Below are 18771 nucleotides of genomic sequence, written 5' to 3' on the forward strand. Positions count from 1 at the left end.
GGTCAGCGTCCCAGATACGATTCGATCACGCGCTCGTCGCGCTGCACGACATCGAGCGTGCCTTCCGCGAGCACACGGCCCTCGGCCATCACCGTCACGAGTCCAGTGTCACCGGAGAGTGCGGCGACGAACGCCATATCGTGCTCGACCACCATCATCGAGCAGTGCCCGCGCAGGCGGTTGAGCAAGTCGGCGAGCTGCGCAGTTTCTTCGTCGGTCATGCCGGCGGCGGGCTCGTCGAGCAGCAACAACTGCGGCTGCTGCATGAGCAGCATGCCGATCTCCAGCCGCTGCTTCTGTCCGTGCGACAACTGCCCGGCCTGCACATGCGCCTGATGTTCCAGATGGGTCAATGCGAGCACTTCTTCGATACGGCGGCGAATCGCAGGCGTGAGCGAGGCCCACAACGCACGGAACCAGCGCTTGTCGCCTTTCTCGCCCGCATAGGCGAGTTCGAGGTTTTCCCAGACACTGTGCTGCTCGAATACTGTCGGCTTCTGAAACTTGCGCCCGACGCCGGCCTCGGCGATGGCTGGCTCATCGAGTCGCGTGAGGTCGAGCGTCTGACCGAGAAACGCGCGGCCGGCGCTGGGGCGCGTCTTGCCGGTGATGACATCCATCATCGTGGTTTTTCCGGCGCCATTCGGGCCGATGATGCAGCGCAGTTCGTCGGTGTGAATCGCGAGCGACAGGTCGTTGAGTGCGCGAAATCCGTCGAACGACACGGAGATGTTTTCGAGATAGAGAATCAGCCCGTGCGACGTGTCGATCTCGCCCGGCACCAGAAAGTGCGACATACCCGTGGTGTCGCCACTGACCGACGTCTCTTTCTTCTCGTGCTGTGCTTCGGCGACGTGGCCGACATCGATGGCGGGAATCATGCGCGGTCTCCGGTAACAGGATGCGGAGCGTCGCCTTCGGCATGCGCCGGGGCGTGCTGGGCCTGCGGGCTGCGCTTGCGCGAGAGTTGCGTCACGAGCCCGATCACGCCTTGCGGCAACAACAGTGGCACGAGCACGAACATGGCGCCGAGGAAGAACAGCCAGTACTCGGCGAAGTAAGCCGTGAAGTAGCTCTTGGCGCCATTCACGAGAAACGCGCCGACGATGGCGCCGATGAGCGAGCCGCGCCCGCCGATGGCGACCCAGATGGCCATTTCGATGGAGTTCACCGGGGCCATCTCGTTCGGGTTGATGATGCCGACCTGCGGCACGTACAGCGCACCTGCGATACCGCACAGCATGGCCGAGAGTGTCCAGACGAACAGCTTGTAGCCGAGCGGCCGATAGCCGAGAAACATCGCGCGCGACTCGCCGTCGCGAATCGCCGTCACCACGCGGCCGAACTTCGAGACGACCAGCGCACGGCACAGCAGCAACGCACCGACCAGCACCGCGAACGTGATGAGAAACAGCACCATGCGCGTATTGGCCGACGTTACCGAGTAGCCGAGGATGCGCTTGAAGTCGGTGAAGCCGTTATTGCCGCCGAAGCCGGTTTCGTTGCGATAAAAGAGCAGCATCGCCGCGAACGTGAGGGCCTGCGTGATGATCGACAGATACACGCCTTTCACCCGCGAGCGGAACGCCAGATAGCCGAAGATCCACGCGACCGCGCCGGGCAGTGCCACCACGAGGAACATCGCCCACGCGAAATGCTCGGTGCCCGTCCAGTACCACGGCAGTTCCTTCCAGTCGAGAAACACCATGAAGTCGGGCAGGTTGCTGTGATACACGCCGTCGCGGCCGATGGAGCGCATCAGATACATGCCCATCGCATAGCCGCCGAGCGCGAAGAACAGGCCGTGGCCGAGGCTCAGAATGCCGCAGTAACCCCACACGAGGTCGAGCGCCAGCGCGGCGATGGCGTAGCACATGATCTTGCCGACCAGCGTCATGGCGTATGCGGACAGATGCAGCGGATGCGCCGGCGGCAGCACCAGCGCACACACCGGCACGAGAATCAGCACGGCGAGTACGAACGCGAACAGCACCGGCGCCACATGTTTTGGCAGCAGCCGTGCGCGGGACGGCACGTCGAGCGAGACCGACGGCGTAATGCCGGGCGGCAGGAAGTTGGGTGTCTGCATTCAGGCCTCCGCGCTGCGCCCTTTGAGCGCGAACATGCCCTGCGGGCGTTTCTGGATGAACAGCACGATCAGAATCAGCACGGCGATCTTCGCGAGCACGGCACCCCACATCGGTTCGAGCAACTTGTTGGCAACGCCCAGACCGAAGGCGCCGACGATCGTGCCCGCGAGTTGACCCACGCCGCCAAGCACCACCGCCATGAACGAGTCGATGATGTAGCTCTGTCCGAGATCGGGGCCGACGTTGCCGATCTGCGAGAGGGCGCAGCCGCCCAGCCCCGCAATGCCCGCACCGAACGCGAAGGCATAGCTGTCGACGCGGCCGGTCTTCACGCCCACGCAAGCAGCCATCGACCGGTTCTGCGTCACGGCGCGGATGAACAGGCCCAGACGCGTGAGGTTGAGCACCGCCCACGTGAGTGCCACGACGACCAGTGCGAACACAAGAATCACGATGCGGTTGTACGGCAGGATCAGGTTCGGCAGCACGGCAATGCCGCCGCTCATCCACGTGGGGTTCACCACTTCAACGTTCTGCGCGCCGAAGAGCGTGCGCACCGCCTGAATCAGCAACAGGCTGATACCGAACGTGGTGAGCAGCGTCTCGAGTGGGCGGCCGTACAAGTGTTTGATGACGGTGCGCTCGAGCACGAAGCCGAGGGCCGCCGCGACGAAAAATGCAGCGGGCACGGCGGCCACGAGATAGAAGTCGAACGCGCCGGGCGCAAAGCGATGGAAGAGCGTCTGCACGACGTACGTGGCATACGCGCCGACCATCAGGAATTCGCCGTGCGCCATGTTGATGACGCCGATCAGACCGTAGGTGATGGCAAGTCCCAGCGCGGCGAGCAACAGCACGCTGCCTAATGACAGCCCGGCGAAGATCGTGCCGAAGAACTCGCTGCGACGCTGTGCGGCAGCGAGTTGCGTGAGGGCGATGTCGGCGGCGCTGCGCACGTTGGCGTCGGGTTCTGCATAGCTGCCGTCGGGTTGTTTGGCCACGATGGGCAGCAGCAGGTCGCGCATCTGTGGGTCGCCTGCCGAGGCGATCAGGTCAATGGCTTCGCGGCGCTTGGCCGGCGACGCATCGTGCAGCGCCGATTGGGCCCAGAGCTGGTCGAGCCGTTTCTTCAGAACCGGATCGGACTCTTTCTGGCGCGCCTGTTCGATCAATGTCTTGAATGCGGGCGACGGGTTTTGCAACATCGTGTCGATGGCTTGCGCGCGGGCATCGTGGTCGGCCGAGAGCAGTGCACCGGCGGCGGCCGCCGTGGCGACTTTGGCGCGCAGCACATTGTTGAGCGTGAGCGATTGCGCATCGTCGGCTTTGACGGCCGCGCCCGTGATCGGGTCGATGTACTTGTCGCCGTCCTGAATGGCAATGCGCGGGGTCGTGTCGCCGACCGTTACGGCCGTGTCGTCGGCCAGCGCCTTGAGCAAGGCGACGGCCTGTGGCGAAGCGTCTGCGGCGAGGTGGTCGACGGCTTGCGCTTTGGCATCGAAGTCGTCGCCTGCGAGTGCGGCGACATCGGCGTCGGTGACGGCCGCACGGGCGGCCATCGGTGTCATCAGCGCAGCACCCAGTGATAGCAGGACAAGGGTGGCAGCGGTCCAGCGTCTTATCGTTATCATCGAAACGTCTCCGTGCGCTGGCTACGGTCAAAGCGGTGGCCGCTGTTGACCGCTGATCAGCGCGAGGAATTTTTGCGCCGCGTGCGCGCCGGTCAGGGCGGCACGCGGCGACGGCAGAACATCGGTGGCATCGGACCGGGTTCAGACTGGGTCAGGCCGAGGTCAGACTTTATCGGGCTTGCCTTCGTTACCTGCGATGAACGGGCTCCACGGCTGGGCGCGAATCGGTGCCTTGGTCTTCCACACCACGTTGAACTGACCGTCCGGGCGGATTTCGCCGATCATCACGGGCTTGTGCAGATGGTGGTTGCCGTCCATCACCATGTCGAAGCCGTCGGGCGACTTGAAGGTCTGGCCGATCATGGCCGTGCGGACCTTGTCCACGTCGACGCTGCCGGCCTTCTCAACCGCCTGCTTCCACATGTGCATGCCCACGAAGGTGGCTTCCATCGGGTCGTTGGTCACGCGCTTGTCGCCGCCCGGCAGGCCCTTCGCCTTGACGTAGGCAAACCATTCCTTCTTGAACGCGTCGTTGGTCGGGTTCTTCACCGTCATGAAGTAGTTCCACGCGGCCAGATGGCCCACGAGCGGCTTGGTGTCGATGCCGCGCAGTTCTTCTTCACCCACCGAGAAAGCGACGACCGGTACGTCGGTGGCCTTGAGCCCCTGATTACCGAGTTCCTTGTAGAACGGCACGTTCGAGTCGCCGTTGATGGTCGAGATGACCGTGGTCTTGCCGCCTTGGGCAAACTGTTTGATGTTCGCGACGATGGTCTGATAGTCGCTGTGACCGAACGGCGTGTAGACCTCTTGAATGTCTTTGTCGTCCACGCCCTTCGAATGCAGGAAGGCGCGCAGGATCTTGTTCGTCGTGCGGGGGTAGACGTAGTCGGTGCCGAGCAGGAAGAAACGCTTGGCGCCGCCGCCTTCCTTGCTCATGACGTATTCCACGGCGGGGATGGCCTGCTGGTTCGGCGCGGCACCCGTGTAGAAGACGTTCTTCGACATCTCTTCGCCTTCGTACTGCACCGGGTAGTAGAGCAACCCGTTGAGTTCTTCGAAGACCGGCAGCACCGACTTGCGCGAGACCGACGTCCAGCAGCCGAACACGGCGGAGACCTTGTCCTTCGTGAGCAGTTGGCGGGCCTTTTCGGCGAAGAGCGGCCAGTTCGAAGCCGGGTCGACCACCACGGCTTCGAGCGGGCGGCCCATCACGCCACCCTTGGCGTTGATGTCGGCGATGGTCATGAGCGCGACATCCTTGAGCGACGTCTCCGAGATGGCCATCGTGCCCGAGAGCGAGTGCAGGATGCCGACCTTGATGGGCTGCTTGCTCTGTGCGAACAAGTTGGGCGCCATGCCGGTGAGCGAAGCGGCGCCCGAGAGGGCCGCCATCTGGAGTAGCGTGCGTCGTTTCATGATACGTCTTCCCCTTTCCTGGTTAGACCGGTGGATCCGGTACCCGGGGACTAACGCAAGGGCCGTGCCAGCGACGCATGTTCGTTGTGATCTCTGCCATCCGCTTGCCGGATCGGACGTGCTGGCAAGCGTGCCAACCCCTGAATTCACGCCGGTATTCAAACTTGCATCCAAGTTGCTATGGGGTGCGAACGGGCGGGATTTCCTCGCAGGGCATCCGACTTTCGGCTGATGGGCAACGTTGCGGGCGAGGCACGTTGGTGCGGGCGCGCGCTGAGTTGGTGCGCACTGAATTGGCGCGCAGGCAGGCCGGACGGTGCCGTCTGCCACCGAGTGGCATTTTTTGATGCATGATTGGCATTCGTGCCAAATCGGCCGACGGCAAGATGACGGCTTCCGAAGTCTCCCGAAGTCCCCCGAAGTCTCCGGAAGTCCCATCATCCCGCCAAGACATAGCGACACTCCTATGACCGATGCCGTTGCCGGGCGCACCGCGCCACCGTCCGATCCCGACCATAGCAGCGAGCCTGCTGCCCGCCGCGCCCGCCAACTGGGGCGCCGCTATGCCGCCGTGCTGGCGGCGTGTCAGGCGCTCTATACGGCCGCGCTGTCCGTCGATCTCACCCTCACCGGGCTGGTCGGCTACGTGCTGGCGTCCGACAAGGGCTACGCCACCCTGCCGTTCTCGCTGATTACGGTGGCCTCGGCCATCACGACGATCTTCGCGTCGATGCTGATCCAACGCATCGGGCAGCGCTTCGGTTTCGCGTTGGGGGCCGCCTTCGGGACGGTGGGCGGTCTGGTGTCGGTGATGGCGATCTACCAACAGCACTTCGCCATGTTCTGCGCGGGGACCGCTTGTGTGGGTGTGTTTCAGGCGTTCGCCCGCTACTACCGGCTCGCCGCAGCCGATGTCGTGCCTGTCGAAGACAAGCCGCGCGCCATTTCGATCGTACTGACCGGTGGCGTGATCGCTGCCGTGATCGGCCCGGCGCTCGCGGCGGGCAGCAAGGACTGGCTGGCGCCCGTGACCTTCGCGGGATCGTACCTCGTCGTCACGTTGCTGTCGGGCATCTCGTTGTTGCTGCTACTGGGCTTTTTGCGCGACCTGCCCGTCCATGTAGCGACAGGCACCGCAGGGGATGCCGCGGCCTTGCCCGCGCGCGGACTCGGCGAGATCATGCGTCAGCCGATCTACATGGCGGCGCTTGCCAACAACCTGATCGGCTTCATGGTGATGATGTTCGTGATGACGGCTACGCCAATTGCGGCGGTTGCGTGTGGTCACAGCATCGACGATGGGGCACACATCATCGAATGGCATTTGGTGGGGATGTACGCGCCGTCGTTCTTCTCCGGGCATCTGGTCAAGCGCTGGGGCGTGGTGCCGGTGTTGTTCATCGGTATTGGCATGAGCGCGTTGTGCGGCGTGCTGGCGCTGATGTCGACGAGCCTGCCGTACTTCTACGCGGCGCTGGCGTTCCTCGGTGTGGGCTGGAACTTCATGTTCGTGGGCGGCACGACGTTGCTGACGTTGTCCTACCGCCCGGCCGAGCGGGCCCGTGCGCAGGCGGCCAATGAATTCATCACGTTTGCGGGCACCGCGCTCTCGAGCCTGTTTGCCGGACAACTGCTGGCGCGCTTCGGTTGGGCGACGATCAATCAGGCGACGTTTCCGTTGCTCGCCATCGCAGCGCTTGCGACGCTCTGGTATGCCGTCGATGCGCGACGTCGTACGGCCCACGCGCTGACTCGCTAATCCTCAGTGACCGCCTAGCGCCATGACCGAACCTCGCCTCGTCGCCTTCCTCATCGTGCCGCCGTTTGTGCTGCTGGATCTTGCCGGGCCGCTGGATGCGTTTCACGCGGTGATCCGTAACGTGACGGAGCTTGGGCAACCGGCGCCGTATCGCACGGTGGTGGTGTCGGCGCACGGCGGACCGGTGGAGACGGGCTCGGGTATCACGCTGCACACCGAGCCGATGCACTCGTTGGCTTCGATGGATGTGGACACGTTGATTGCGGTGGGTGGCGCAGTGATGCACCGGCCTGCGGTGCCGGATGTGGTGGGTGACTGGCTGCGCGATTACGCACCGCGCGTTCGTCGGGTGTGTTCCGTCTGCGTAGGGGCCTTCATTCTTGGCGCTGCCGGGTTGCTCGACGGACGCCGCGCCACCACGCACTGGCTCGACACGGCCATGTTGCAGACGTGCTATCCCAAGGCGCGCGTCGAATCCGACCCGATCTATGTGCGCGAAGACCCCGTATGGACGTCGGCAGGCATTACCGCCGGGATCGATCTCGGGCTGGCGCTGGTGGAAGACGATCTCGGTGTAGATGTCGCCTTGCAGGCGGCGCGCCGACTCGTGGTGTTTCTCAAGCGCGCAGGCGGGCAGTCGCAGTTCAGCCCGCCGTTGCAGGAGCAGTTCGCCGCAGGCGCACCGTTCGGTGAGCTGCACGGCTGGATGGCCGATCGGTTGGACGGTGACTTGTCGGTGATGCGTCTTGCTGAGCAGGCGAACATGAGCCCGCGTACGTTTGCGCGAAGCTATCTCGCCAAGACCGGTACCACGCCGGCGAAAGCCGTGGAGCGCATGCGTCTCGAAGCAGCGCGATTTGCGTTGCTCGACTCCGAAGCACCGCTCAAACGTATTGCGTCGCGCGTGGGCTTCGGCGACGAGCAAAACCTGCGGCGCGCGTTCGTGCGTCAGTACGGGGTTACGCCGGCTGCGTACCGTGAGCGGTTTGGCGTCGAAACCTCGCTCTGAGCCCGACACCACGCACCCGCCACACCCCCTTCGTTTTCCGCGCGTCGCGTACCGTGTTACCTGACGCGCGTCATCGCACAACAATTTTCGGAATTCTCCGATATCAAGTGCTGCGTCATCCAGTCAACATGTCTGCCTGACTGACGCCCCCTGCTGTCTCTCCAGTCTCCCTCGCATGACGTCTCGTTGGCGGCCCGCAGCCAACGGGACGATTCTTCTCGCGGGCTATCAGGAGATGTCTCCATGTCGAAGCAAGCACTCATCGCGCAACTGACCGAAAAACAGAACGCTGCCAAGGACGACGGTTCGATAAAGGAAATTCCGCAAAACGAACTCGAGCAAATCTCGGGGGCCGGTCGCGGCAATGCGTTTGTGAACGCTACGTGGAGCCGTGCGATGTAACGCACGGTCGAGCAGCGATTCTGGCGGGCGCCGGTCGTGATTGAGACCGGCGCCCGCTTGCAGCGGGAGGAGGCAAGCCGTGAAACAGTATGTCGAAGTGATTCTCAAGATGTCCGAGCGGTGCAACATCAACTGCACGTACTGCTATTTCTTCAACAAGGAAAACAAGGATTACGAAGACAACCCGCCTTATCTGTCGGCCAAGACCGCGAGGGATTTCGTCAGATTCCTCACGTCGTCAGCGCCGCATCTCAAAGACACCACCTTCCAGATCGATCTCCACGGCGGCGAGCCGTTGATGCTGAAGCCCGAGCGTTTCGAGGAGATCGTGACCATTCTGCGCGATGGACTTGCCGATGCTGAGGCCGTGCAATTCACCGTGCAGACCAACGCGCTGTTGGTCGACGAGACATGGCTGGACCTGTTCTCGCGTCTGAATATCTATGTGGGCGTGAGCATCGACGGGCCGAAGATTTATCACGACGAGAATCGTGTCGACAAGAACGGCGAGGGCACCTTCGACAGAACGGTGGAAAAGATTGCACTGATTCGACAAGCCGCGGAGGCGAAGCGAATTCCCGGGCTGGGGGCGATCTGCGTCATGAATCCGAAATTCGATGCGCAGCAGGTCTACGACACGCTGACCCGCTCGCTCGGCATCACACAGTTGCAGTTTCTGTTTCCGGATGAAACGCACGACTCGGTCGATCCCGCGAATGTGGCAGCGCTGACGCAGTTCAGTAAGTCGCTGTTTCAGTGCTGGATGGATGACGAGCGAGGCACCGTGCGCATTCGGTCCTTCGATCGTGTGCTTGACGCGATTCTGGCCGATGGCCCGCGCAAGGCGGCGATTCATGACGAGCTCACGCACAGCACGGTGTTCACGCTATCGAGCGCCGGTGACCTTGGGCACGACGACACGCTGCGCAATGTGATCCCGGAGATTTTCTACGCCGGCATGAACGTCGCCGATGTCACGTTTACCGAATTTCTCGCGTGGCACGGCACGATCAGCGCATTGCTGGTGCGGCACTCGGTGGCCAGCGTATGCCGTGTCTGTGTCTGGCGAGACATCTGCGAGATCGCCACCCGCACGGATACGGCGCTCCATCGCTGCAAGTCCGGCGTGGCAGACCAACACACCGTGTATTGCGATTGCCTCAAGGCGACCTACGAAAAAGGCGCCGAGTATCTCGCGTTACGAGGGGTACCCATTCGGGACATTTCGAGAAATCTTGTGGAGACGCATTAAATGCAAGGCAAGTTGTTGGTCAGTTCATTTTTGCCGCGAATATTCCGGCACGGCGCGCTTGCGCTTTCATGTCTGTGGCCGTTTGCGCACGATGCGAACGCCGGCACATGCAGCGCGCCGTGGCCAAACGTCAAGCCGATGCTGGAATCGGCGATTCGATATAGCGACGACGTCAAGAAGTCGGACCCGTACATCACGCTCACGACGCGCGGCCAGCCCGTGAAGATGTTGCTGGATACCGGCTCCAACGTGCACGTGATCTGGGACAAACGATTGCTCGGGGGAGACCGGGGTGTGACGGCCGATGAATCTCCTGCCGCAGATGCAACTTCGGGGGAGGTTGAGGAGGATGAAACCCTTCACGCTATTGCGTCATCCACGTTAGCCCAACGCACGGTTCTCGACTTGGTCGATGCGCAAGGCAGACGGGTAACACAATCGTTTTATGTGATCGATGAAACGCCGCTGATGGTGGACGGCTTTTCAGGGATCATCAGCCCGCAATATCTTGCACAAGAGAAAGTCTCGGTCATCGATTTCAAGCATGACTGCTTCTTCGTAAGCGAGCGGTTCGATCCCGTGGCCGGCGGCAAATTTGTCATGTCCGCCGGGCGTTCACTGCCGAACCCGCATCGGGTGATGGCGATCCCCCTAGGGGTGTTGGGTGCACGCGTGCCGGTCGTTGTGGATTCCGGGGCTTCCGGCACGACGCTGCTGGGGCGCGTGATCGAACACTCGCCCGCCGGTCTTCGACTCCCCATGAGCATTGACCTGCTAGGAAACGCCATCGCGAGCGATGAGCGCGCAAGGCTCGTAGATCTCACGATCAACGGCGAGACAGTGATGCGTCACCCGGTAACGCCGGCATTGGCGCTGCGCGACAAAGGCATCGTGAGTCTGGGGTCGATCGGCATGGACATTCTCAAAGATCGCATTCTGTTTCACGACGACGATCGCCATCGCTTTGTCTTTCTCGAAGGTGTTCCAGCGCGCGGCGTGACCGGCTGAGTCACCTTTCGATAGTCGGACGACGACGTCCATATCCCCCGGGGAGTCCATGTTTCGCGACGCAGCGCTGGCGGCCGACCGGCCGCAATGGCTTGGCGAAGTCCTGCTGATACCCCCAACGTCCCTGCGGGTGGCCGCCGTCGCTTCGACGGTCGTGGCGGCGGCGACCGTGATGTTGCTGGTCTGGGGGACGTACACACATCGCGCCACCGTCGTCGGCCGGTTGGTGCCTTCAGCGGGGTTTGCCAAGGTGTATGCACCGAGTGTCGGCGTTGTGATCAGGCGGCATGTCGCAGAAGGACAGCGCGTCAATGAAGGCGATGTGCTCTTTGTGCTCTCCGCCGAGCGTCGCAGTGCGGCGGGGGATGGGCTCGGCTCGCAGGTGGCCCAGCGAATCGAGGCGCGTGTGGCGTCGCTTCAGGAGGATCTGACCGATATGACACGCATGCACTCGATAGCGCTAGAGACGCAGCGACAAACGATTGCAGCACGCTCGGAGGAGCTGGCAAAGCTCGATGGCCTGATTCAGAGCCAACGTGAGCGAGTGGCGCTCGCCAGTGCCAACGCCCATCGGTATGCGCGCTTGCTTGCCCGGTCGTACGTCTCTCGTGAGCAAAGTCAGGAAAAGCGCGCAACGTATCTCGAACAACGTGCCCAGTTTCAGTCGCTTCAACGCGAGCGGGTAGTCATGACCCGGATGTTGAGCGCCGATCGGCAGCGGCTTGATGCGCTGCCCCACGCACAGCGGGTCGAGCGCTCGCAGCGCACACGCGAGCTTGCCCTACTGAAGCAGGAACTGGCCGAGAGCGAAGGCAAGCGAGCGTTCTCCGTGATTGCGCCCGCCAACGGTATCGCTACGGCAGTGATGGCGGAGGTTGGGCAAACGGTCACCGCCGCGATGCCGCTGATGTCGATCGTGCCGACGGACTCGCGGCTCGAAGCTCACCTTTACGTGACGAGCGACGCCGTCGGTTTTATGCAGGCGGGCGACCCGGTACGCCTTCGCTATCGTGCCTTCGCACATCAGAAGTTCGGTCAGTTTCCGGGCACGGTGACGTCGGTTTCATGGGCCGCGCTCCCGCATGCGGAGATCGCCGACATCGATCCCTATGAGGGCCGTAAGGGCACGCAGACACCGCTTTATCTCGTCAAAGTCCGTCTGGATGATCCGTCGACCCACGCCGGCACTCGACCGTTGGTGCTACGTGCCGGCATGCAACTCGATGCCGATGTCATGCGGGAGACGCGACGCCTTTATGAGTGGGCATTTCACCCGTTGCAAGGTCTGCGACAGCAATGGTGAGGGGTGAGTTGTTCTATGTTCGATAGGTTCCGGCTGAACGACGCCTTTGGCCGGCGCACGCCGTCCGTCCTCCAGACCGAGGCGGCCGAATGCGGCCTCGCGTGTCTGGCGATGATCGCTGGCTTTCATGGCCATCAAATCGATTTGCCGTCGCTGCGCGCGCGCTTTCCGATGTCGCAGATGGGCGTGACGCTAGCGAGTCTCGTCAGCATCGCCCGCTGTCTGCATCTTGCCAGCCGGCCGGTCAGTCTCGATCTCGATGCGCTCGGCAAGCTGAAACTCCCCTGCGTTCTCCATTGGAACTTCAACCACTTTGTCGTGCTGGTGCGCGTCGGTTCGCGCGACCTCACGATTCACGATCCCGCACAGGGGCCGCGCAGGGTGAGCCTGACGGAGGCGTCGGGATCTTTCACCGGTGTAGCGCTTGAGCTATGGCCGCACGAAGCGTTTGTCGCTCGAAACGAAACGCGGAATACGCGCATGACGGACCTGCTGGGTACCGTCACCGGTTTGATCCCGGCCATGGCACAGGTGTTTGTGCTGGCCTTGTCGTTGGAAATCTTCGTGTTGGTCTCGCCGTTCTATCTGCAATGGGTCATCGATCACGCGCTGGTCTCGGGTGACCGTGACCTATTGCTCACGCTGATGATCGGGTTCTCTTTGTTGCTGGTGTGTCAGCACGGCGTGGCTGCGCTTCGGTCTTGGGCACTCATGCGATTGGGGGCGACGTGGAATCTTCAGTGGCGCGCGAATCTGTTCTCTCATCTGGTGCGTCTCCCGGTGCAGTACTTCATCCGCCGCCATCTCGGGGACGTGCTTTCGCGATTCGGCGCGGTCGATGAAATTCAGCGCACGCTCACCATGTCATTCATCGAGGGCGTGCTCGATGGCGCGATGGCGTTCCTGACGCTGGCGCTCATGTTTGTCTACAGTCCGCCGCTGGCCACTATTGCGCTTGGTTTTATGGTGTTCTACGCGGTGCTGCGACTCGGCCTGTTTCGTGCTTTACGCCGCGCAACCGAGGCGCATCTGGTCCATGCGTCGCGTCAACAGAGTCATTTTCTGGAGACGTTGCGAGGCATCAAGACCATCAAGCTTTTCTCGCGAGAGGACGATCGATGCTCGACGTGGCTGACGTTGCTCGTGCGCCAGATCAACGCCGATCTGCGGATTCAGCGGCTGACGATGATCCATAAACACGCCAACGGTTTCCTGATGGGGGCTGAGAACATTCTGATCGTCTGGCTGGGCGCCACGTTCGTGATTGACGGTCGATTCACGGCAGGCGCACTGATCGCGTTGCTCGCGTACAAGTTGCAGTTTCAGACGCGGATGAGTTCGTTGATCGACAAACTGGCCGAGTACCGGATGCTGGGGTTGCAGGCCGCGCGACTGGCCGATATTGCGTTGAGCGCACCGGAGTCACCCGCCATCGACTTCTCGACGTCCACGCCGGAAACGTCTGCCGACGGCGATGTGGCGCTTGCGGTCACGCGACTCAGCTTTCGCTATAGCGAGTACGAGCGCCTCATTCTTGAGGACGTCACGTTCTTCATTCGGGCGGGCGAATCGGTGGCGATTGTCGGACCGTCGGGGTGTGGGAAGTCGACGCTGGCGCATTTGCTGCTCGGCATTCTTACGCCGACAGCCGGCGAGATCCTGCTCTCGGGTAAGCCAGTGGGTGCGTTGGGCGTGAGTCGTTTGCGACAGGCCGTAGGTACCGTCATGCAGGACGACACGCTGCTGGCCGGGTCGCTCGCCGACAACGTGAGTTTCTTCGACACGCAGGCGGACGCCGCATGGATTCATGAGTGCGCGCGGCTTGCCTGTATCGACCAAGAGATCGAGGCCATGCCGATGGGTTACAACACCCTCGTCGGCGATATGGGGACGGTGCTCTCTGGCGGGCAGAAGCAACGCATTTTGCTCGCTCGGGCCTTGTACAAGCGCCCCCGAATGTTGCTGCTCGACGAGGCGACGAGCCATCTTGATGCGGACAACGAGAAGCAAGTGAACGAGGCGGTTCGATCACTACGCATGACGCGGCTGATCATCGCGCATCGTGCGGAGACAATTGCCACGGCTGACCGGGTGATAGCCCTCCATGGCGGCCGAATCGTCGCTGACCAGCCGCAACCGAATCGTCCAGCCGATGCCACGGCCGTGGCGCCAACATCGTGATTCACCGGCGTTGGCTCCTACGCGGCCTACTGCTGTCATGCTTGATCGCGAATGACGTTACGGGGGCGAGGTGCATGCCGATCGATGCAGACGCATCGACATTGCCCGCGGCTTCCAATGATGTGGGCATGGTGTTGTCGTTGCATGACGCGATACGGCAGGCATTGGCATTCGATCCCAAAGTCCGGCAGACGTGGGCCGCTGTCGCGCGTCGATCGGCGGACATCGGTGTGGCGCGTGCGGCGTATTTTCCGTCGATTGATGTCAACGCTGCGGTGTCGCGCGTGAATCGGTATTCACGCTGGGGTGGTCAAGGGGAGGGCGCAGCGCACGGTGTTGGGAGTGAGGGCGATCAGGGAATCAACATGAGTTGGCTGCTGCTGGATTTCGGCTCGCGCGAAGCCCGTCTGAACGAAGCGCGCAGCCGGCTTGCCGCCGCGTCGGCGACACAGGATGCCAGTCTTCAGCAGGCGGCGTTCGATGTGGCTCGCGCCTACTACGCGGCGTTCGAAGCGCAGTCGCTGCTGCGCGCCGCGCGCGTGGCGGAGCAACTCTCTCTCGACAGCGTCGCGGCGGCCTGTGCCCGGCACGAAGCCGGCGCGGGTACGCTCGCGGATGTACTGCAAGCAAGAACGGCCCACGCTCGCGCTGAGCTCACCCGTCTGGAAGCCTTGACGAGTGCGGTCTCGCGCATGGGGGCACTGGCAGCGATGATTGGCGCCGATATGAACACCGTGTTTCGACTCGATGACGTGGAAAGCGGCGGGACCGTCGACCCGCTTCCGCAACGGGATTCGGAGAATATGCTGGCAGCATCAGCATCAGCATCAGCATCAGCATCAGCATCAGCATCAGCATCAGCATCAGCATCATCGTTTTCGATGCACTCGATAGATGAATTGCTGGCGCTTGCCCGGCATCACCATCCCGCGTTGCGCGCCGCGAGCGCCGAGGTCCATGCGGAGCAGGCAAGGCGCGACACCTTGCGCTATGCGTGGGCACCGAGCGTCACCCTAGTGGGTGGCATCAATCGTGAAACGCGTCATGGTGCGTTTGCCGTCGATGGCCCCGTGACGGCGGCCAGCATCGGCATCCGGATCAGCATTCCCCTCTACGACGGCGGAGACCGGCGGTACCGCACGGCGGCGGCAAACGCGTTGGTCGACGTGGAACAGGCGAAGCTGGCAGAAGCCGAACGAGGTGTCGCGATGGCGGTCTGGCAGAACTATCAGGCACTGCGTGCGTTGTCGGCGCGCGGGGCCGTGGAACAGCGATTGCTCGCCGACGCGAGGCAGTCATTCGAAATGGCACGTGGCCGGTATCGCGAAGGGGCCGGAACTATGGAGGCGCTGGTCACTGCGCAAACAGCGCTCGCCGATGCAAAGCATGTCATCGTGGCCTCGCGCGCGCGGTGGCAGACGGTGCGTTTGCGGCTGGCGATCAGTATCGGACAACTCGATGTTCGTGTTCCCGGCAGGACGCTTGACCCCGGAATCAGCGCTAACGTTAGCCCAAGCCATGGCCCCAGCGTGAATCCGAGCTCAAGCCCAAGCCCCGACGTTAACGCTGACTCCGGCTCTACGCCGCCTGCTTCCCGGCCGCCGCCCGATCGAGAAAGCGGAAAAGCCGGGCGTCATCCGAATACGCCACATTAAAGCGGAACCACCGGCAGGGCTCGTTGTGCGCGAGGAAGAATTCGCCCGGCGCGAGCATGATGCTTTCCGACAGTGCCGCTTCTGCCAATTCACGCGCCGGCAGTGCGGTATCCGGCAAACTCCCACACACGAACATGCCGCCCTCGGGCTGCGCGAGCAACGTCACGCCGTGCGATTGCAACTGGGTGATGAGCCGGGCGCGCGAGCGAGTGAGCCGGTCAGTCAATCGTTCGATGTGTTTGCGATGGCGTCCCTCGGTGAGGATCGCGTGCACGATACGTTCGTTGATTTCCGACGACGTCAGCCCCGCAACCATCTTGCTACGCGCAATCTCGTGCGCCAGTTCACGCGAACAGGCCAGATAACCCACGCGTACCGACGGCGAGATCGTCTTCGAGAAGCTCGATACGTAGATGACGCGCGACAGGCCGTCCATAGCCGCTAGCGACGGTGTCCCGGCAGGCGCCAACTCGCGATAGATGTCGTCCTCGACGATCCAGAAGCCGTGCTGCTCGGCGCATTGCAGGATGCGGTGCGCACAGGCGGGCGTCAGCGACGTACCCAACGGGTTCTGCAACGCCGGGTTCACGAACAGCGCCCGCGGACGGTGCGTTTGCGCCGCCTGCTCTAGTGCGGCCAGATCGAGACCAGCCTCCGTGCGCGGAATGCCGACGACGTTCACCCCCGCCAGTCGCAATACCGCCAGCAGATTGCAGTACGCCGGGGCTTCGACCAGTACAGTGTCGCCCGGCTTGAGCAGCGTGCGCACCACGAGGTCCAGCGCCTGCGTTGCCCCTTGTGTGAGCACGATTTGCTCCGGTGGGGCGTCGATGGACAACTCGCCCAGCCGCCGTGCGAGCCACTGCCGAAGCGGCCCGTAGCCGTGAGGATGGCCGTAATGGGCGAAGTGCGCGCCCGGGCCTTTCGAGAGCGTGCGCAACGCGCCGTGCAGACCGTCTTCGTCCAACCAACTGTCAGGCAGCCAGCCGCAGCCGCTTTTCACGGCGATGCTGTCGTCGGCGAAGATTTCCGAGAGCAGCCATGCGTTGGTGACTTCGCTTGCCGCGGCACTGGTCACGCGCGCCGCGCCCGGGCTGGCGGTGCCGGTGTCGCGCGCATCGGACGAACCGGCCACGAAGAACCCCGCCCCGCGTCGCGCCACCAGCGTGCCGTGCGCCACCAGCCGGTCATAAGCTTCCACCACGGTGAAGGTACTAATGCCGTGCGCCTTCGCCAGCGCGCGGATCGACGGCATGCGCATGCCGGCGTGCAGGGTCTGGCGTTGCAGGGCGCGCTCGACCTCGCGCACGAGCTGATCGACCAGCGCTTCAGGCTGGGCGCGGTTCAGGGAGAAAGCGAGCGGCTGGACCATGGCTACGGGGGGACGACAGAAAACATAGGGCGCTGGGCTAAAAAGGCCCGCACCGGGCCGCCACGGCCTGTACAGGTGGCCAAAGCAGCGGGAATGCACGAAATAAGCCCGCCTTCCCGTGTGACGGCGGTTTGCCGCGCGCACGCACTATTGGCTGTTGCCAATACAGTTGAGGCGATTGACCGATACAGAATATACATTTTCCGCGTCACTGTACATGTCTGTACCGGTCCGGCTCTCGTAGGATCGATCCATCTACCCGGAGCGGTGCGCATTCTGCGTGCGGGCGACGGGATTCCTGATCGAGAGAGACTGGGGGAGACCCGCGATGAACATGAATGAACTGAACCTCGACATGACGGCGTTCTGGATGCCGTTCACCAATAACCGCCAGTTCAAGAGCGGCCCGCGCCTGCTCGTCGGCGCAGAGGGCATGTATTACACGTCGTCGGACCAGCGCAAGATTCTCGATGGCACTGCCGGCTTGTGGTGCGTGAACGCCGGCCATTGCCGCACGGAGATCGTCGAGGCGATTCGCAAGCAGGCCGGCGAGATGGACTTCGCACCGACCTTCCAGATGGGTCACCCGAAGGCCTTCGAAGCCGCGAGCAAGATCGCCGAGATCACGCCGCAAGGCCTCGATCGCGTGTTCTTCACGAACTCGGGCTCGGAAGCCGTCGACACCGCGCTGAAAATTGCCCTCGCTTACCACCGTGCCCGTGGCGAAGGCCAGCGCACGCGTCTCATCGGCCGCGAGCGCGGTTATCACGGCGTGGGCTTCGGCGGCATCTCGGTCGGCGGCATCTCGCCGAACCGCAAGGCGTATTCGGGCCAACTGCTGCCGGCCGTCGACCATCTGCCGCACACGCTGAACATCAAGGAAGCCGCGTTCACGAAGGGCCAGCCGTCGTGGGGCGCGCATCTGGCCGATGAACTCGAGCGCATTGTGACGCTGCACGACGCCTCGACCATCGCTGCGGTGATCGTCGAACCGCTGGCCGGCTCGACCGGTGTGCTGGTGCCGCCGCAGGGATACCTGCAAAAGCTGCGCGAGATCTGCGACAAGCACGGCATTCTGCTGATCTTCGACGAAGTGATTACCGGCCTTGGCCGTCTGGGCAAACCGTTCGCTGCGCAGTATTTCGGCGTGACGCCGGACATCATCACGATGGCCAAGGGCGTGAACAATGCCGCCGTGCCGATGGGTGCGGTCGCCGTGAAGACCGGCGTGCACGACACCATCGTCAATGCCGGCAATGCGGGCGCTATCGAGTTCTTCCACGGTTACACGTACTCGGGCCACCCGTTGGCTGCGGCTGCCGCCTGCGCCGCACTCGATCTGTACAAGAGCGAAGGCTTGTTCGAGCGTGCCGCGAAACTGGCGCCGCACTTTGAGAAGGCGATCCACGGTCTGCGCGACCTGCCGAACGTTGTCGACATTCGTAATCTCGGCATGGTCGGCGGTATCGAGCTGTCGACGCGCGACGGTAAGCCCGGTGCCCGCGCTCACGAGATCTTCGTCAAATGCTTCGAAAAGGGCGCGATGGTGCGCTACACCGGCGACATTCTGGCCTTCTCGCCGCCGCTCATCATCAATGAAACCCAGATCGACGAACTGTTCGGCATCGTTGCCGAAGCGATTCGCGAAACGGCATAAATCGCCTCCCGGCTACATGAATTTCACGGAAAT

13 protein-coding genes and 1 pseudogene are annotated in these 18771 nt (G+C 62.9%); 9 read left to right on the forward strand and 5 right to left on the reverse strand.

The window, feature by feature from the left end:
* Positions 1–2: 2 nt before the first annotated feature.
* The 4 genes and pseudogenes from urtD to urtA form a co-directional block, all read right to left on the reverse strand.
* Complete coding sequence (gene urtD, locus PIN31009_RS01975) at positions 3–881, reverse strand: urea ABC transporter ATP-binding protein UrtD (RefSeq protein WP_150789127.1); 879 nt, start codon at positions 879–881, stop codon at positions 3–5.
* The gene (gene urtC / locus PIN31009_RS01980; protein ID WP_150789128.1) at positions 878–2089 is read right to left on the reverse strand and encodes an urea ABC transporter permease subunit UrtC; all 1212 of its coding nucleotides are present in this window, start codon (positions 2087–2089) and stop codon (positions 878–880) included. The genes urtD and urtC overlap by 4 nt, the downstream gene beginning before the upstream one ends.
* Positions 2090–3721 (reverse strand): urea ABC transporter permease subunit UrtB, encoded by a 1632-nt coding sequence (gene urtB / locus PIN31009_RS01985; RefSeq protein ID WP_150789129.1) that lies wholly within the window; start codon positions 3719–3721, stop codon positions 2090–2092. It lies immediately after the preceding gene.
* Positions 3722–3883: 162 nt separating this feature from the next.
* A pseudogene (urtA, locus tag PIN31009_RS01990) lies at positions 3884–5050 on the reverse strand (urea ABC transporter substrate-binding protein); the annotation flags it as partial.
* Between the two features lie 556 nt (positions 5051–5606).
* Between urtA and PIN31009_RS01995 the strand changes: the two are divergent.
* From PIN31009_RS01995 to PIN31009_RS02025, 8 genes are all read left to right on the forward strand, one after another.
* A complete protein-coding gene (locus PIN31009_RS01995; RefSeq protein WP_150789130.1) occupies positions 5607–6899 on the forward strand; it encodes an MFS transporter in 1293 nt (430 codons plus the stop codon).
* 22 nt (positions 6900–6921) lie between these two features.
* Complete coding sequence (locus PIN31009_RS02000; protein WP_150682790.1) at positions 6922–7908, forward strand: GlxA family transcriptional regulator; 987 nt, start codon at positions 6922–6924, stop codon at positions 7906–7908.
* Positions 7909–8151: 243 nt separating this feature from the next.
* Complete coding sequence (locus tag PIN31009_RS27805) at positions 8152–8310, forward strand: hypothetical protein (RefSeq protein ID WP_174996892.1); 159 nt, start codon at positions 8152–8154, stop codon at positions 8308–8310.
* A 79-nt stretch (positions 8311–8389) separates the two neighbouring features.
* Positions 8390–9562, forward strand: coding sequence for a radical SAM protein (locus PIN31009_RS02005; RefSeq protein ID WP_150789131.1), 1173 nt, complete (start codon positions 8390–8392; stop codon positions 9560–9562).
* Between the two features lie 219 nt (positions 9563–9781).
* Positions 9782–10570: a hypothetical protein gene (locus PIN31009_RS02010; protein WP_150789132.1), complete on the forward strand. Its 789-nt coding sequence runs from the start codon at positions 9782–9784 to the stop codon at positions 10568–10570.
* 49 nt (positions 10571–10619) lie between these two features.
* Positions 10620–11873, forward strand: a complete 1254-nt coding sequence (locus PIN31009_RS02015) for an HlyD family secretion protein (protein WP_150789133.1) — start codon at positions 10620–10622, stop codon at positions 11871–11873.
* A 15-nt stretch (positions 11874–11888) separates the two neighbouring features.
* On the forward strand, positions 11889–14054 hold the full coding sequence (locus tag PIN31009_RS02020; RefSeq protein ID WP_150789134.1) for a peptidase domain-containing ABC transporter: 2166 nt from the start codon (positions 11889–11891) through the stop codon (positions 14052–14054).
* A gap of 74 nt (positions 14055–14128) precedes the next feature.
* Positions 14129–15709: a TolC family protein gene (locus PIN31009_RS02025; protein WP_150789135.1), complete on the forward strand. Its 1581-nt coding sequence runs from the start codon at positions 14129–14131 to the stop codon at positions 15707–15709.
* On the opposite strand, the gene PIN31009_RS02030 is transcribed toward PIN31009_RS02025, so the two are convergent.
* The gene (locus PIN31009_RS02030) at positions 15633–17081 is read right to left on the reverse strand and encodes an aminotransferase-like domain-containing protein (protein ID WP_150789136.1); all 1449 of its coding nucleotides are present in this window, start codon (positions 17079–17081) and stop codon (positions 15633–15635) included. The genes PIN31009_RS02025 and PIN31009_RS02030 overlap by 77 nt on opposite strands.
* A 328-nt stretch (positions 17082–17409) precedes the next feature.
* Here PIN31009_RS02030 and aptA point away from each other — a divergent pair, with 328 nt between their 5' ends.
* Entirely contained in the window at positions 17410–18738 is a 1329-nt protein-coding gene (aptA, locus tag PIN31009_RS02035; RefSeq protein ID WP_150789137.1) for an omega-aminotransferase AptA, read from the forward strand.
* Positions 18739–18771: the final 33 nt, after the last annotated feature.

The organism is Pandoraea iniqua (genome assembly GCF_902459685.1).
Classification (GTDB): Bacteria; Pseudomonadota; Gammaproteobacteria; order Burkholderiales; family Burkholderiaceae; genus Pandoraea; species Pandoraea iniqua.

Bases quoted from the DNA above. Each gene is read 5' to 3' on its own strand.
- urtD (WP_150789127.1), bottom strand. From the start codon at position 881: ATGATTCCCGCCATCGATGTCGGCCACGTCGCCGAAGCACAGCACGAG.
- urtC (WP_150789128.1), bottom strand. From the start codon at position 2,089: ATGCAGACACCCAACTTCCTGCCGCCCGGCATTACGCCGTCGGTCTCG.
- urtB (WP_150789129.1), bottom strand. From the start codon at position 3,721: ATGATAACGATAAGACGCTGGACCGCTGCCACCCTTGTCCTGCTATCA.
- PIN31009_RS01995 (WP_150789130.1), top strand. From the start codon at position 5,607: ATGACCGATGCCGTTGCCGGGCGCACCGCGCCACCGTCCGATCCCGAC.
- PIN31009_RS02000 (WP_150682790.1), top strand. From the start codon at position 6,922: ATGACCGAACCTCGCCTCGTCGCCTTCCTCATCGTGCCGCCGTTTGTG.
- PIN31009_RS27805 (WP_174996892.1), top strand. From the start codon at position 8,152: ATGTCGAAGCAAGCACTCATCGCGCAACTGACCGAAAAACAGAACGCT.
- PIN31009_RS02015 (WP_150789133.1), top strand. From the start codon at position 10,620: ATGTTTCGCGACGCAGCGCTGGCGGCCGACCGGCCGCAATGGCTTGGC.
- PIN31009_RS02020 (WP_150789134.1), top strand. From the start codon at position 11,889: ATGTTCGATAGGTTCCGGCTGAACGACGCCTTTGGCCGGCGCACGCCG.
- PIN31009_RS02025 (WP_150789135.1), top strand. From the start codon at position 14,129: ATGCCGATCGATGCAGACGCATCGACATTGCCCGCGGCTTCCAATGAT.
- PIN31009_RS02030 (WP_150789136.1), bottom strand. From the start codon at position 17,081: ATGGTCCAGCCGCTCGCTTTCTCCCTGAACCGCGCCCAGCCTGAAGCG.
- aptA (WP_150789137.1), top strand. From the start codon at position 17,410: ATGAACATGAATGAACTGAACCTCGACATGACGGCGTTCTGGATGCCG.